This is a genomic window from Ornatilinea apprima (assembly GCF_001306115.1).
Lineage (GTDB): Bacteria > Chloroflexota > Anaerolineae > Anaerolineales > Anaerolineaceae > Ornatilinea > Ornatilinea apprima.
This window is the reverse complement of record NZ_LGCL01000034.1, coordinates 1-15,111: the sequence shown is the minus strand read 5'-3', so window position 1 is coordinate 15,111 and position 15,111 is coordinate 1. Positions and strand designations below refer to the sequence as shown.

Here is a 15,111-nt window from a genome sequence, read left to right as displayed (position 1 = left end):
AATGCCTGAAGATTCTTCTCGCAATTTTGACTCAAATTTCTTCCTGGACAAGGTAAACAGATGGACGGAAGGACCACGTCTGGATTTCAAGGAAGTTTATTACAACCTTAAAGACGAGGAACAACTTGCTAAGTTCATTAAGCATGTCATTGCATTTTCAAATGTTGCGAGAAGAATCGGCAAAGTATGTTGGATATTATTTGGTGTCAAAGATGACACAAAGGAAATATTGGATATTCGGGATAAATTTCCAAGCAAGCAACCAAAGGGTTGGAATAATCCAAAGGTGGATTTTGGATCAATGATGACTCAAGGCTTTGAAGATGAATTTCGAAATTGCTTTACTACTTGGATATCTCCCGATATTCCAGATTTTACATTCGAGTATGGGTATGTAATCGATCCAAAGGACAATAATAGAAAATTTGTTAGTTATCTGACTATAGAACCTACTCCTACCGAAACTCATTTCTGCTTAAAGAAGAGTCCTCAATCCGGAAAATACAAAGTCGGTGATTCCTTTATTCGCAAAAATTCTTCAACCGTCTTGGTAGCAAAAGATCAAGAAAGGTATTTACTATCGAGATCAAAAATTGAATATTTTTCAAAAGACGATTGGGGGAAAATCGTCAAGCATCATCTTACTGGAGACTTCCAAAGGTTCATGGATATTCAGCCATATATTAATCCGGGATTTGAAAAGCATGAAGAAAAAGTTGATTCGATTCAAGCTATTTTGGATAACATAAAAAGGCATAAAGTCCAGGTAATAATTGGTGGAAGGGGAGAAGGAAAATCGATCTTGCTCCATCGAATCGCATATAAATTAGCTGAGCAAGCATCAAATTGGATTACACAAGTAAATGAATACGGACAAAGCATTGATAAAAATAAGGAAAATGATGATTACATCGTTAAATCTATTGAAAAGGAAATAGAGATAGAAGCAAAGAGCCCTATTCCAATTTACTTTAGCTTGAGAACAAGTTTTTCTTCTATTTCGGATTTCGAAAATCAGATCTGCGGTTTGATAAATTCATTTCTCGCTAAAAGTAAAAACACATTTACAAATCTTTCTGCATTTACCGATATGCCTGGTACTCGCTGGCTAATATTATTGGATGGTGTTGATGAATTAAGGAATAAAGACGTTGCTGGGCAAGAATTACAAAAATGGCTAAGATATCTTCCCGAAAACGTAAATGTAATAATGACATCCAGACCATTATCCGTAACTGGTATCGATGAGTATTATCCAATGATAATTAAACCTCTCACGACAACACAGATAGATCAACTTTTGCAAACAAGAATAAATGAAAATAGCGTCTTTTTTGATGTCTATAAATTTGCTGATTCCAATCCATTTCAAACTATAAAGGATTGGATTATTTCTAACCCTGATATACAAAATCTATTAACAAATTTCCGAGCACTGGAGTATTTTATAGAACAAATTATTCCATCAAACAATCAAGCCAAACCCGATATGGACGATATGTTACCAGTCGTCAACATTAAGAGTGAAGAAATAAGCAATGCCAAAGAAAAGGTGGTTGAGATTATTGAACCAGCTATCAACGGCTTATCCTTTAATATCAGTGAACTTACGTATGAGAATCAAATCTCATTAGATGAACAGAAAATAGGCCTTGATGCAGAATCTGTAGAAACTGAAAACAATGAAGTTGAAGATCCGAGAGATGAATTCGTGATTCAAGATATTTCCATTGTATTAAAAAGAATCATAGACTCATTAGAAAAAGATGAGATCCATAGGATGCAAGGAATTAATACAAACACGCCACAATTCGCCAGAAACACACGAAACTCATTATGCAGAATAGCTTGGAATGACAACTGGGATAATATCGAATTTAACTGTGAAACATACAAAGTAAAGGAGAAATGGATTGATGATGACCAATTGTATTGGGGAGAGAATGTTGGCTATATACAACACAACCCCAATTATATTTTCTACAAATTCATTGATTCATTGATAAGGATTTACTTTGCAGCCGAGTACGCATTTGAAAGCAGATTGAATAACGAGGACATCATATCAATGGTTGGTAATCAAAAAAGCAGAATCAAAAATGAGACGGTAATCCATAAACTGATCTCGATACTCAATGGGCTATTGAACGCCAATGGTAGAGAGAAATTAAACATAAACTTTGGAGGGTAACCAATGAGCGTACAACAAATCATGACAGCCGATGAAACCGGAGAAAAACTGGTCCAGTTTGCCAGCGAGACCGCCGACAAGCTGGTCAAAGCCAGCTTGACCCGCGCGCAGATTCGCAACATCTTCACCGAAGTGCGCCAGATCGAATCGCTGTGGGGAATGAACCGCGCCGATGCGCTGCGCCGCCTGAATATGCTGAAACCCAAGCTGGCTTACCAGACCGCGCGCACCCCACAAATGAAGGATTTACAATCTGTGCTTTCCGAGGCCATAACCCTGGTCTCCAACGCTGCCAGCGATGAAGAAAAGGACCAGCGTTTTGAGCGCTTCATGGACCTGTTTGAAGCCATTCTCGCTTACCACCGCGCCAAGGGCGGACGTAACTAAACTGGGAGGAAACTATGTCGGATAAAAAAGTACAACTCTGCGGACGTGTTTTCATTGAAGCAACCATTGAAGCGGTAACCGGTTTGCATATTGGCGGTTCTTCGGAAGGGATGGAGATTGGCGGCGTGGATAACCCGGTCATCCGCGATGTGTTGACCCAAAAGCCTTACATTCCCGGCTCCAGCCTGCGCGGTAAGATGCGCTCCCAGCTTGAAAAATCGCTCGGCCTGCAGCAGAATAACCGCATTGGCCAGGTGAGCATTCACACTTGTAAAACCGCTCAAGAATATAACAAAGATGGTGGTTGCTTGGTCTGCCACATCTTTGGTGTGCCGGGCGAAGTCGAAGCCACAGGCCCTACCCTGCTGGTTGTGCGCGACACCTTCCTGTCCGAGGACTCCGCCGAAAAGCTGGAAAAAGCCCACACAGACGCGGCCTACAGTGAACTTAAAACCGAAGTCGCCATCGACCGCGTAACCAGCGCCGCCTCACCGCGCAACATTGAGCGCGTGCCCGCCGGCGCGGAATTTGGCCCGGCCGAACTGGTCTTCAGCATCTACGAAGACGCCGATGTGCAGCGCCTCAAAACCGTGCTGGACGGCTTGCTGCTGGTCGAAGACGATTATCTGGGCGGTTCCGGCTCGCGTGGCAGCGGCAAAGTCAAATTCAAAAACGTCAAAGTCTCGGCGCGCGGCAGCCGCAATTACAGCCTGAAGAAGGAATACAAAACGGTCGCTTCTGTGCAGGAGCTGGCCGACCAATTCGACGATCTGCAAGGGTGGATCCGCGAAACCATCCAGGAGTGATGGCATGCAAATTGAACTCTGGAACATTTCCGGCAGGAGCTTCCATTTTGGCCGCCACGGCATGGGACAGGAAGAATCCGCCGAAACCTTAACCTCCGACAGCCTCTTCGCCGCGCTGGTCTCGCGCCTGGCTGCCTTGCGCGGCGGCGCGGCCGTGGACGCCTGGGTGCGGCCCTTCCTGGGGGAGCAGCCGTCCTTCGCCCTGTCTTCGGCCTTTCCGCGCGCGGGAGAAGTGCGCTTTTACCCCGCGCCGCTCTCGCTCAAGAACAGCGCCGCGAAACCGGACAGGGTGGATGTTAAATCCATCAAAAAAGTGCGTTTCCTCTCCGAAGCGCTGTTTCGCCGCGTGATAAACGGCGAGGCGCTCAGCCAAACGCTCTATGAGAACTGCCTCAAATTAAACGAAGGCCGCCTGCTGTGCGCCGCGGAAGACGCCCCGCGCCTGCCCGCCGCCCTGCGCAAAGACGGCGCGGAATTATGGACCGTGGAGCAGCGCCCGCGCGTCACCATCCAGCGCGACACCAACCAGTCGACCCTGTATTTCACCGGCCAGACGCTCTTCGCTGAAGGCTGCGGCCTGTGGTTTGGCCTGCGCTGGTTAAGCGAAGACCCCGCCCTGCGCGCCGACTTGGCCGCGCTGCTGGCCGACCTGGGCGATTCCGGCCTGGGCGGCGAGCGCAGCAGCGGGTTTGGCGCCGCCAGCATCCAGCCTGCCGGGCAGGTGGAGCTGCCCCACACCCCCGGCCAGCCGTGGGTAACCCTCAGCCGCTACCTGCCCCGCGCAGACGAGATCAGCGCCCTGCAGTCTGAGCAGGCCGCCTATACCCTTGAGAACGTGGGCGGCTGGGCGCAGTCTCCCGGCAAAAAAGCCGAACGCCGCCGCGCGGTCAACCTGCTGGCCGAAGGCTCCGTCTTTGGCGGGCTGCCGCGCCTGGCGCCCGGCCGCGTTGTCGACACCCAGCCCGATTACAACGGCAGCCAGCCGCTTGGCCACCCCGTGTGGCGCAGCGGGCTGGCCCTGGCCGTCAGCCTGAACGGCGAAGGGAGATAATGCGAATATGGCTAACTACCGATTAAAACTTTCCACCCTCTCGCCGGTGCATATCGGCGCAGGCCAGGAACTGCGCATGGGCTTCGACTTCATGCTCTACGAAAAACTCACCTGGCGGTTGAACGAAGACGCCATCCTGGCCGCCAAGGAAAAACAACTGCAAGTGGTGCGCGACGGACGCTACCCTTTGCCCGGTCAGATGCTGAACGAAGCCGATTTTGACAACCCGCGCTTCTTCCGTTACGTTCTGCGCGGCACGCCGCGCTCCAGCAAAACCGATGCCCGCCTGCAAGCCTGCATCAAAGACCCCTTCGACCGGCCTTTCATTCCCGGTTCCTCGCTCAAAGGCGCCCTGCGCACCGCCCTGGCCTGGACCGGCTGGGACGAGGTTAAACCGCGCCTCGACCGCTCTGCGCTCAACAATTCCCGCCAGTGGGCCGGGCAAAACCTGGAGCACAACCTGTTTGGGCCCAACCCCAACAAAGACCTGCTGCGCGCCCTGCAGGTCAGCGACAGCTTTACCGAAGCGCGCCCGGACGACTGCCTGATTGTGGTCAACGCCCAGGTGGTTACCCCGCGAGCCAGCGGATCGCCCATCGAATTGGAAGCCATTCGCCCCAACCAGGTGTTCACTGGCAGCCTGCGCGTGGATGATACCCTCTTCAGCGAAGCGGCCAACCGCGTTTTGGGCTTCAACAACCGCAAACGCTGGCTGGAAGAACTGCTCCCCCGCGCGCAAAAACACAGCCTGGCACGCATCGCGGAGCTGCAGGAATGGTTTACCCATGTGGATTTGGAAGGCGCCGATAAAATTGCCGCCTTCTACCGCCAGCTGCAAAACGCCAACCTGGGCGCCAACCAGGCCCTGGTGCAGGTGGGCTGGGGCAGCGGCTGGGACGGAAAAACTTTCTGGACCCATCTCAAAAGGGATGAAGGTTTCTTTGAAGCCATCGTCAGCCAATATCGCCTCAACCGCGCCGGAAACAGCCGCCGCCAGCGCGGCGACGCTTTCCCCAAATCGCGGCGCACAGCCATGTCAACCAAGACCGATGCGCAAGGCCGCCAGGTAAGCCGGCTTTCTGCGCCCTTTGGCTGGATGATCATAGAACTGGAGGAAGATTAATCATGAAGTTGCTGACCTTTTTGGGCGCGGGGAAGTACCAGCCCACTCGATATATCTATCAGGGCCAGGATTGCCTGACCAGTTTTTCACCCATCGCGTCCTGCGCTTTCCTTCGTCCCACTCAGGTCATCGTGTTTGTGACCGATGAAGTCAAAACCAAAACCCTGCCGGAATTTCTCAAAGAAGTTCCGGCAGGCACCGAAGTGATAACCCGCGAGATTCCCATCGGCGCGGACGAGCAGCAGCTCTGGCAAATCTTTGACGCGCTGGCGGGCAGTGTCTCTCCCGGCGAAGAAGTGGCCTTCGACATCACCAACGGATTCCGCTCCTTCCCCCTGCTGGGCCTGCTGGCGGCCGCCTTTTTACGCTCCGGATTCAACGTGAACCTGCGCGCGGTGCTGTATGGCGCGTTTGACGCCAGCCGCCTGGTCTCACCCGACGAGACGCCCATGATCGACCTGACCCCCATGCTCACCCTGCTGGAATGGTCTTCGGCTGCCGACCGCTTCAACCGCACCGGAGACGCCCGCTACCTGGCCTCGCTCATCCGCCAGCAGCGCAGAGCTTTGGGTATCGCCGCCAAAAATGACCCGCAGCGAAAGAATGAAGCCGGAAGATTAGGCAACCTGGCCGGTGCATTGGAAGACGTTTCCCATTCGCTGCGCCTCATCCGCCCGTTTCAGACCATGCGCTCCACCAGTGGGCTGTCCGAACGGGTTCAGGCTGCCATGCCCGCCCTGCAGGGCAGCGCCGCCTCGCAGCCATTCTTAATGCTGCTGGAGAGCATTCAGAACACTTACACCCCGCTGGGCATGTCCGATCCGCTCGATCCGGCCCAGGCGCAGCAGTCGATTGGCAAGCAGCGCGAGATCATCCAGTGGTACGCCGAGCGCGAGCAGTGGGTGCAGGCCGCCACCCTGGCGCGCGAATGGATGGTCAATTGGATCATGTTCCAGATGCAGCTCTTCGACATTTGCGAACGGGATGACCGCCGCCGCATCGAAGAAGTCATCAACAGTGAATCGCACCAATATAAAACCGCCTGCCAGAAGAAAGAACCCTTCCGCTCGCTGTTCCTGCGCCAGGTGCCCCAGGTGGAAGAAGCCCTGGAATTGTGGAATATTCTGGCCGACACGCGCAACGACATCAACCATGCCGGCATGCGCCGCGACCCAGGCGCGCCCGACGATCTGATCAAACAGCTTCAAAAAATCATCGAACGCATCAACCGCTTGCCCCTGGAGCACGGCGCATGATTCTGCTTTCCTTGATCGGCGAACAACCCATCCCCAACCTGCTGCCGCTCTGGCAGTCCGGCGCGGTGTACACCGGCACGCGCTTCGCCGTCACTCAACAGACCATGCGTGTCGCCCAATCGTTGCGCGAGGCCCTGGCGCGAGACGCCGCCCTCAAACACCTGGCGGTTCTCGACCCGCTGCTGCTGGACGCCTACGATATTGACGGCGACCGGCGCGCGCTGGTGCAGGCCATTCAAACGCTGCAGGAGCGCGGGGAAGAGGTGTGCGTCAACCTGACGGGCGGCACCAAGTTGATGAGCCTGGCCGCCCTGCAGGCCGCGCAAGACACACTTGCCCCCATGCTGTACGTCAGCACCCAGAGCGGCGAAATTATCCATCTGGACCTCGACGGCTCGCAGGCGCGCCGCGAGCCGATTCGCGTGCGCGTCAGCGTCAGCCAGTACCTCGGCGCGCACGGCTTTGAGACCAGCCTCAACCCCAATTTTCACCTTCCCCAATTGCGGTCTTTTGCTCCACCCAAGGAGGGCGACCCCCTCGAAAATCAGGTGGAGCGCCTGGCCCGTGATTCCGGTTACTTTGACGATGTTCAGCGCGGATTATTCATTCGCAAGCGTGCCAAAAAGCAGGAATCGCGCAACGAATTGGACCTGCTGGTTACTCGCAACGGCCGCCTGGCAGTCTGTTCCTGCAAATCTGGCGTTAAAATTACCAAAGAAATGATCTACGAATTAGACTCGATCTTCAGCCGCGAAGACACCGGCATCTACTGCGCCAAAGTGCTGGTTTGCGCGCAAGAAGAACTGCCCCAGGCCATCCGCGACCGCGCCCGCAACCAGAATGTGCATCTGGTGTACGGCGAACACATCCAGCAAATTGCCGACGTGCTGCTGCGGGTTCTGCGCTGAAAACAGGAAATTGCCTTATGATCTTACTCAACTTCTCTCACCCCATCTCTGCCGAGCAGATTCGCCAGGTTGAAGGCCTCAGCGGGCAGCCCCTCGAGCGCGTGCTTGACCTGCCCACCCAGTTCGACAACAACCAGCCCTTCCAGCCCCAACTGGACGCGCTGCTGGCCGCCATCCCGCTCAACGCGCAAGAATGGCAAACTGCCGCCATCCTGGTCAACCTGCCCTCGCTCAACTTCATCGCCGGGCTGCTGCTGGCCAGCCTGCACGGCCGCATGGGATACTTCCCACCCATTTTGCGCACCCGCCCGGTGCCCGACAGCCTGCCCCCGCGCTTCGAGATCGCCGAAATCCTCAACCTGCAAAAAGTGCGCGAGCGCGCCCGCGAGACCCGCTATGAATGAGACCCCCACCCCCGAACTGCTTTCGCTGGTGCTCACCCTGCGCCCCCTGGCCGCGCCCCAGCCCGACCGGCCGCTGCCCAACTGGTGGGGGCGCGCGGCGCATACCTTGCTGCTCGCCACCGTCAGCGCCGCCGACCCCGCTCTGGCCGCCCGCCTGCACGATGACGAAGGCCTTAAACCCTTTACCGCGTCCACCCTCATGGGGCGCTTTCTGCGCGGCCAACCCCTGCCCGACCAGACCTACCGCCTGCGCTTCACCGCCCTCACCGCCGAGTTGAGCGCCGCCCTGCTGGCCGCCGTCCACAGCGGACCGCTGGCCCCCGGCGCGCGCGTGGAACTGGACTACCTGCCCTTTGAAATCCTGGCCGCCGCCAGCGCCGAAGACGAAACCGGCTGGCCCGGCGCCACCACCTATCAAGACCTGGGCGCGCGCCGCCTGCTGGCCGGCAGCGCCCCCGAGCGGCGCATCACCCTCAGTTTCACCAGCCCGGTGGCCTTCAAGTCCAAAGACCGCACCATGCCCCTGCCCCTGCCCGACCTGGTCTTCGGCAGCCTGCTGCAGAAGTGGAACGCCTTCGCCCCCCTGTCCCTGCCCGCGGAGCTGCGCCGCTACGCCAGCGAATGCCTGGCCATCTCGCGTTTTCACCTGCGCAGCCACGGCGTGGGCGCCAAAGACAACGGCCTGCGCGTGGGCGCCGCCGGTGAGATCACCTACGCCACCCTCAACTACGACCGCTACTGGATGAGCCTCATCCACGCCCTGGGCGAATTTGCCCGCTTTGCCGGCGTGGGCGCGGCCGTATCACAAGGCATGGGACAGGCGCGCCGCCTGCCCACCCCTGGCCGCGAGGACTGACCCCTCCCCGCCCGGCCGAAGCGCACCTTAACAACCGCATACGCAAAAAGTAACACACCTTCCCTAACCCAAGCAGACGGACGAGAAGTTATTTTTTAATCACAAACAGGCGGGGAATCTCGGAAGTGAGATTCCCCGCCTGCCTGCCAACCTTTCTTCAACGGAGACGTCTGATGGACTACATCAACGACCCTGGCTGGGATGATGAACCGCTGTACGATGATCAGTCAAACGACTACCCTCCCGGCTGGGACAATCAACCGCCTTACCACCCACCGTCAAAGGCCTTCGACAACAACCCCACGACGCGAAAGCCGTCCGCCCCGCCGCCCCAAAGCAGCCCCGGCTGCCTGGCCAGCCTGTTTGGCTTCGCCCTCATTGACCGGATCATGTTCCCGTCGGACGAAGAAGGCTTTGATGATTTTCTGGACGATTTGTTCTTCTAAAGAAAGGGGAAAGACATGCCGCCGCTTTACCTGGTGCAGCAAGGCGCCAAAATCCGCATCAACAACCGCCGCGTGCGCGTGGAAATGGACCCGTCTGAAGCCGATGGCAGCCAGCCCGAACTGCTGCTGCAGGTGCCCATTGGCCAGGTCTCACAGGTCATCCTCTTTGGCAACATCGGCCTCACCACCCCGGCCATCGCCACCTTTTTAGAATCAGGCATCGACGTGATCTTCCTCACCCAAAACGGGGAGTACCGCGGCCAGTTGAGCGGCGGGCTTACCCCGCACGTGCCCATCCGCCGCGCCCAATACAAATCTCTGGCCGACCCGCAGTTCAGCCTGCACACCGCGCAGGGCATCGTCAGCGCCAAACTGCAGCACCAGCGCGCCCTGCTGCAGCGCCGCGGGCGCGAGCTGAACAACCCCGAAATCACCTCTGCCGCCGAACGGTTAAGTGAATCCATGCAAACGGTGGAACGCAAAACTTCCTTAAGCAGCCTGCGCGGGCTGGAAGGCGCAGCCTCGGCCGCCTACTTCAGCGGCTTTCGCCGCCTGTTTGACCCGGCCTGGAACTTCAACACCCGCCAGCGCCGCCCGCCCGGCGACCCGGTGAACGTGCTGCTCTCGTTTGGTTACACCCTGCTGGCGCACGCCGCCAGCGGAGCGGCGCAAGCCGCCGGACTGGACCCCTACGCCGGCTTCTTCCACGAGGTGGTCTACAACCGCCCGGCCCTCGGCCTGGATTTGATGGAAGAATTTCGCCCGGTGGTCGACGGCGTGGTGCTGTGGGCCTGCCGTTCCGAAGTGCTCACCCCGGCCGACTTCACCCCCGGCCCGCCCGAACGCCCGGTGGTGATGAGCGACGACGCCAAAAAACGCTTCATCAAAGCCTTTGAAGAGCGCATGAACCGCGAATTTCTGCACCCCATCCGCCAGTTGCGCCTGCCGCTGCGCCAGTGTATGCTGGAACAGGCGCGCCAGATCGCCGCGCGCGTGGTGGAAGAGCGCCCCGGCTACCAGGGCATGGGCTTCCGATGAAAAACGACGGCCGCGCTTTCTACGTCATCGCCTACGACATCGCCGATAACAAACGCCGCGCCAAAATCGCCCGCGAGATGGAAGCCCTGGGCGCGCGCGTGCAGGGCAGCGTGTTCGAGGCCTGGCTCACCCCGGCCGAACTGAAGAAGCTCACCACCCGCGCCGCCAAAGTGCTCAAAGCAGATGAGGACAGCCTGCGCTACTATGTGATCTGCGAAGCCTGCCGCGCCAAAATTCAAACCCAGGGCAAAGCCAAAACCACCCCGCCGCCCGATTTGATGATTGTTTAGCCGAGCCACGGGCTTTTCGGATATAATAGAAAACAACCCGTACATTCACAATTGGACCCTCTGCGCGGCCCCCCTCTTAAAAACAGGAAAAAGAACCGATTTTCGAGGGGGGCCGCGCAAAAACAAACCGGGTGGGAGAAAAACGCGAAAAGCAGGGTATACAGCAGCCCACACTTGCATTTTTCAGGCGTTTTTGGCGTAAGAATGCCCCAAAGCGCCAAAAAACACCCCTCAGGTGGGAGAGCCAAAAGAGCAGTCCAAATCCCCCAATACCCGACAGGGTATTAAGACGCATACAACGCGCCGCTATTTGCACCGTTTACGTCCAAATCCCCCAATACCCGACAGGGTATTAAGACAAAATCCATGTTGCCCGGCGCCAATGGTATCAGCAGCTTGTGTCCAAATCCCCCAATACCCGACAGGGTATTAAGACATAATCACGTTTTCGTTTTTGGCGTCAGTCTCGATGGGTCCAAATCCCCCAATACCCGACAGGGTATTAAGACAAATAAATACGCCCCTGGTTCCCTTTGAGTTAGATTTGTCCAAATCCCCCAATACCCGACAGGGTATTAAGACTTTCGTAATCTTCGGGTTTTGCCTTGCGATACGATAACGTCCAAATCCCCCAATACCCGACAGGGTATTAAGACGCGGGGGCGGATTGTGGATAAAATCCTGATAGGGCTGTCCAAATCCCCCAATACCCGACAGGGTATTAAGACCTAAAATCTACTTGAAACGCTTCACCTCCCTTCGCGGTCCAAATCCCCCAATACCCGACAGGGTATTAAGACTTAAGCCGTCATGTACAACGGGCGCTTTATGAAGAGGGGTCCAAATCCCCCAATACCCGACAGGGTATTAAGACGGAAACTACTCAAACTACGCAAGAGCGATCTGAACTGTCCAAATCCCCCAATACCCGACAGGGTATTAAGACCTATCGAGTAGGCTTGGGATCACACGACCCCGCAAGAGTCCAAATCCCCCAATACCCGACAGGGTATTAAGACTCAACCCGCCATGGACGTGGCACATAACATCATCCGGTCCAAATCCCCCAATACCCGACAGGGTATTAAGACGTTATTAAGGTTCTAATCTTGCGATTCTCCAATACTTGTCCAAATCCCCCAATACCCGACAGGGTATTAAGACTCATATCCGACCTTCGCGTACATACTACCACGAAAAAGTCCAAATCCCCCAATACCCGACAGGGTATTAAGACTGACCAAGGCCACAGAATAGGTGGTACAGGATATGGGTCCAAATCCCCCAATACCCGACAGGGTATTAAGACTCATCATTTTGTGCCGCCTTGGCGATTCTATCAGTCCAAATCCCCCAATACCCGACAGGGTATTAAGACTTATGCGGTCAATCGCCGCTTTATCAACAATTTTATAGTGTCCAAATCCCCCAATACCCGACAGGGTATTAAGACACAGCGTCTGCCCGCCGTGCCTATCCTCGATGACCTTCGTCCAAATCCCCCAATACCCGACAGGGTATTAAGACGTTTCTTTCTAAATAGGCACTAATCATTTTTGATTTCTGTCCAAATCCCCCAATACCCGACAGGGTATTAAGACTAAAAAATATTATACTCGGTTAGAACAACATTTCAGTCCAAATCCCCCAATACCCGACAGGGTATTAAGACCTTCTACGAAATCAGCCTCTTTGCTCTCATCATCTGCGTCCAAATCCCCCAATACCCGACAGGGTATTAAGACCCTCTCGCGAGGTTGGACGCTTGCTGAAAACCTACGTCCAAATCCCCCAATACCCGACAGGGTATTAAGACGCCGATTCTCGCTCGATTCTGGCCTGGTTTTCGGGTCCAAATCCCCCAATACCCGACAGGGTATTAAGACATCTCATCGACCAGTTCTGTTACCGGGGTATTCTTGGTCCAAATCCCCCAATACCCGACAGGGTATTAAGACTCCCGGTGATGTGATTTCCAACGCCACTGAATATGGTCCAAATCCCCCAATACCCGACAGGGTATTAAGACAGACTTGCGCCTCATTCGCCGGCGCTTGTTCGTAGTCCAAATCCCCCAATACCCGACAGGGTATTAAGACGATAAAATGTACCGACACGGTATGCCGCTGTTAAGGTCCAAATCCCCCAATACCCGACAGGGTATTAAGACGGACCTCCTCAGGCGGGACATAGAATACACCCGCCGTGAGTCCAAATCCCCCAATACCCGACAGGGTATTAAGACTATTTATTTATTATTTATTTGTTATCGTCTTACAGTTAGTCCAAATCCCCCAATACCCGACAGGGTATTAAGACGTTCCTGGCAGGCCGTCTTGGGTGCAGCGGCACATAAGAAATCCGTCCAAATTCCCCAATACCCGACAGGGTATTAAGACCAATTATTTTTATTACTCTGTTAGATAAATCTTTTTAGTCCGTCCAAATCCCCCAATACCCGACAGGGTATTAAGACCTCAGCCTTGAGTTCAAACGTGCTTTCCAATTCGTACGTCCAAATCCCCCAATACCCGACAGGGTATTAAGACCCCTGTGTGCCCAACAAAGATCGAAAAAAAATGATACGTCCAAATCCCCCAATACCCGACAGGGTATTAAGACAACTCTGGCTCTATCACGCGCGCGCCGCAAACTGGACAGTCCAAATCCCCCAATACCCGACAGGGTATTAAGACGTATTTGATATGCGCGCTGATCAGCTTCCCGGTGAGTCCAAATCCCCCAATACCCGACAGGGTATTAAGACCGTCATCGTTGATGACGACTGTATTGAACGAGTTGAGTCCAAATCCCCCAATACCCGACAGGGTATTAAGACTCATAAGCCGCCCTTCTCTGATTTTCAGTGAAAGACCGTCCAAATCCCCCAATACCCGACAGGGTATTAAGACCAACTAACATACTAAAGATTAGAATGACGAACAGTAGGAAGTCCAAATCCCCCAATACCCGACAGGGTATTATGACATATTAAATGGATCGGTTCGTACCACTCAATAGAAAGGTCCAAATCCCCCAATACCCGATAGGGTATTAAGACTTGTCCCCGATGTCAAATTTGTCCAGCGTGTTCATTTGTCCAAATCCCCCAATACCCGACAGGGTATTAAGACCTCGTAAGGAATGGATGACTCGGTGAACCCAAAAGACAGGTCCAAATCCCCCAATACCCGACAGGGTATTAAGACAGTCGCCGGTTTTCCATGTCGAAATCAAACGCTTCTTTGTCCAAATCCCCCAATACCCGACAGGGTATTAAGACCCGGTTTATTTCTCGGCGTAAATTTGATGACAAGGTACGTCCAAATCCCCCAATACCCGACAGGGTATTAAGACCAATCGGGGGTTTTGTATTCCCAAACGACCCAATGTCCAAATCCCCCAATACCCGACAGGGTATTAAGACTCAATCGCCGGGATTCCCAACCCGAAAACGGTTCCGGTCCAAATCCCCCAATACCCGACAGGGTATTAAGATTTCAGGCCGATGTTTTCCCAAATTAGCGAGAGACACCGCGTCCAAATCCCCCAATACCCGACAGGGTATTAAGATGTACCAGTGTACCATAGACCAAATTTACCGACTGTTACGTCCAAATCCCCCAATACCCGACAGGGTATTAAGATCAATCTTTGCGTCGCCTATCTTAAAACTGGTGTAATCTGGATCGTCCAAATCCCCCAATACCCGACAGGGTATTAAGACTTAATGCAATAAAGATAACTAATCCAGCTCGAATGACGTCCAAATCCCCCAATACCCGACAGGGTATTAAGACGGTCTTATATGACGGTATCATATATGATATTGTTTCGTCCAAATCCCCCAATACCCGACAGGGTATTAAGACAAGAGGGCTATAAGGCTCTGCCATAGATTCTGAAAGGTCCAAATCCCCCAATACCCGACAGGGTATTAAGACTCTCGGCCGTAGTGGTTCATCGCCCGCACTTGCAGTTTGTCCAAATCCCCCAATACCCGACAGGGTATTAAGACAAATTAATACGTGGTATAGACTTGGGGAATCCGAGAATCGTCCAAATCCCCCAATACCCGACAGGGTATTAAGACGGCAATCGAATCCGCCGAGCGCCACAATGCCCGTAGGGTCCAAATCCCCCAATACCCGACAGGGTATTAAGACCCAGATAGTGCCCTATGGCACGCGCAACGCGCAATTCGTCCAAATCCCCCAATACCCGACAGTGGAATGGTGCAAAAAAGTGGACACAAAAAATGTCCTGATCGGGTAAAACTAAAGAAATGGAGATCAGGCATGGAAAAGAGAAATTACCGAGAATACCCACCAGAGTTCAAAATGAACGCGCTGGAA

12 protein-coding genes and 1 CRISPR repeat array are annotated in these 15,111 nt (G+C 54.1%); all 12 genes read left to right on the top strand.

The annotated features are described in order from the left end of the window. The first annotated feature begins 1 nt into the window (after position 1). The 12 genes from ADN00_RS14420 to cas2 all read left to right on the top strand — a co-directional run bounded on the left by ADN00_RS14420 (position 2) and on the right by cas2 (position 10,756). Positions 2–2,191, top strand: a complete 2,190-nt coding sequence (locus ADN00_RS14420) for an RNA-binding domain-containing protein (RefSeq protein ID WP_075063705.1) — start codon at positions 2–4, stop codon at positions 2,189–2,191. A 3-nt stretch (positions 2,192–2,194) separates the two neighbouring features. After that, positions 2,195–2,578, top strand: coding sequence for a type III-A CRISPR-associated protein Csm2 (gene csm2, locus ADN00_RS14415; protein ID WP_075063704.1), 384 nt, complete (start codon positions 2,195–2,197; stop codon positions 2,576–2,578). A gap of 14 nt (positions 2,579–2,592) precedes the next feature. Continuing rightward, positions 2,593–3,384: a type III-A CRISPR-associated RAMP protein Csm3 gene (csm3, locus tag ADN00_RS14410; protein ID WP_075063703.1), complete on the top strand. Its 792-nt coding sequence runs from the start codon at positions 2,593–2,595 to the stop codon at positions 3,382–3,384. 4 nt (positions 3,385–3,388) lie between these two features. Then, complete coding sequence (gene csm4, locus ADN00_RS14405; RefSeq protein WP_075063702.1) at positions 3,389–4,435, top strand: type III-A CRISPR-associated RAMP protein Csm4; 1,047 nt, start codon at positions 3,389–3,391, stop codon at positions 4,433–4,435. A 7-nt stretch (positions 4,436–4,442) separates the two neighbouring features. Next, the gene (gene csm5 / locus ADN00_RS14400; protein WP_075063701.1) at positions 4,443–5,558 is read left to right on the top strand and encodes a type III-A CRISPR-associated RAMP protein Csm5; all 1,116 of its coding nucleotides are present in this window, start codon (positions 4,443–4,445) and stop codon (positions 5,556–5,558) included. Positions 5,559–5,560: 2 nt separating this feature from the next. Continuing rightward, the gene (gene csx2, locus ADN00_RS14395; RefSeq protein WP_075063700.1) at positions 5,561–6,814 is read left to right on the top strand and encodes a TIGR02221 family CRISPR-associated protein; all 1,254 of its coding nucleotides are present in this window, start codon (positions 5,561–5,563) and stop codon (positions 6,812–6,814) included. Next, positions 6,811–7,722, top strand: a complete 912-nt coding sequence (locus ADN00_RS14390) for a Card1-like endonuclease domain-containing protein (protein ID WP_075063699.1) — start codon at positions 6,811–6,813, stop codon at positions 7,720–7,722. The genes csx2 and ADN00_RS14390 overlap by 4 nt, the downstream gene beginning before the upstream one ends. A gap of 17 nt (positions 7,723–7,739) precedes the next feature. After that, a complete protein-coding gene (csx15, locus tag ADN00_RS14385) occupies positions 7,740–8,126 on the top strand; it encodes a CRISPR-associated protein Csx15 (protein WP_075063698.1) in 387 nt (128 codons plus the stop codon). Then, complete coding sequence (gene cas6 / locus ADN00_RS14380; RefSeq protein ID WP_075063697.1) at positions 8,119–8,982, top strand: CRISPR system precrRNA processing endoribonuclease RAMP protein Cas6; 864 nt, start codon at positions 8,119–8,121, stop codon at positions 8,980–8,982. Before csx15 ends, cas6 begins: the two co-directional genes overlap by 8 nt. A 173-nt stretch (positions 8,983–9,155) precedes the next feature. Further along, on the top strand, positions 9,156–9,428 hold the full coding sequence (locus tag ADN00_RS14375; RefSeq protein WP_075063696.1) for a hypothetical protein: 273 nt from the start codon (positions 9,156–9,158) through the stop codon (positions 9,426–9,428). 15 nt (positions 9,429–9,443) lie between these two features. Continuing rightward, entirely contained in the window at positions 9,444–10,466 is a 1,023-nt protein-coding gene (gene cas1, locus ADN00_RS14370) for a CRISPR-associated endonuclease Cas1 (RefSeq protein WP_075063695.1), read from the top strand. Then, positions 10,463–10,756, top strand: a complete 294-nt coding sequence (cas2, locus tag ADN00_RS14365; protein ID WP_075063694.1) for a CRISPR-associated endonuclease Cas2 — start codon at positions 10,463–10,465, stop codon at positions 10,754–10,756. The genes cas1 and cas2 overlap by 4 nt, the downstream gene beginning before the upstream one ends. 255 nt (positions 10,757–11,011) lie before the next feature. Beyond that, positions 11,012–14,995: a CRISPR direct-repeat array (repeat unit 36 nt; unit sequence GTCCAAATCCCCCAATACCCGACAGGGTATTAAGAC). Positions 14,996–15,111: the final 116 nt, after the last annotated feature.

Coding starts and splice junctions, on each gene's coding strand:
- csx15 (WP_075063698.1), top strand. CDS start 7,740: ATGATCTTACTCAACTTCTCTCACCCCATCTCTGCCGAGCAGATTCGC.
- csm3 (WP_075063703.1), top strand. CDS start 2,593: ATGTCGGATAAAAAAGTACAACTCTGCGGACGTGTTTTCATTGAAGCA.
- cas6 (WP_075063697.1), top strand. CDS start 8,119: ATGAATGAGACCCCCACCCCCGAACTGCTTTCGCTGGTGCTCACCCTG.
- csm4 (WP_075063702.1), top strand. CDS start 3,389: ATGCAAATTGAACTCTGGAACATTTCCGGCAGGAGCTTCCATTTTGGC.
- csm2 (WP_075063704.1), top strand. CDS start 2,195: ATGAGCGTACAACAAATCATGACAGCCGATGAAACCGGAGAAAAACTG.
- csx2 (WP_075063700.1), top strand. CDS start 5,561: ATGAAGTTGCTGACCTTTTTGGGCGCGGGGAAGTACCAGCCCACTCGA.
- ADN00_RS14420 (WP_075063705.1), top strand. CDS start 2: ATGCCTGAAGATTCTTCTCGCAATTTTGACTCAAATTTCTTCCTGGAC.
- ADN00_RS14375 (WP_075063696.1), top strand. CDS start 9,156: ATGGACTACATCAACGACCCTGGCTGGGATGATGAACCGCTGTACGAT.
- ADN00_RS14390 (WP_075063699.1), top strand. CDS start 6,811: ATGATTCTGCTTTCCTTGATCGGCGAACAACCCATCCCCAACCTGCTG.
- csm5 (WP_075063701.1), top strand. CDS start 4,443: ATGGCTAACTACCGATTAAAACTTTCCACCCTCTCGCCGGTGCATATC.
- cas2 (WP_075063694.1), top strand. CDS start 10,463: ATGAAAAACGACGGCCGCGCTTTCTACGTCATCGCCTACGACATCGCC.
- cas1 (WP_075063695.1), top strand. CDS start 9,444: ATGCCGCCGCTTTACCTGGTGCAGCAAGGCGCCAAAATCCGCATCAAC.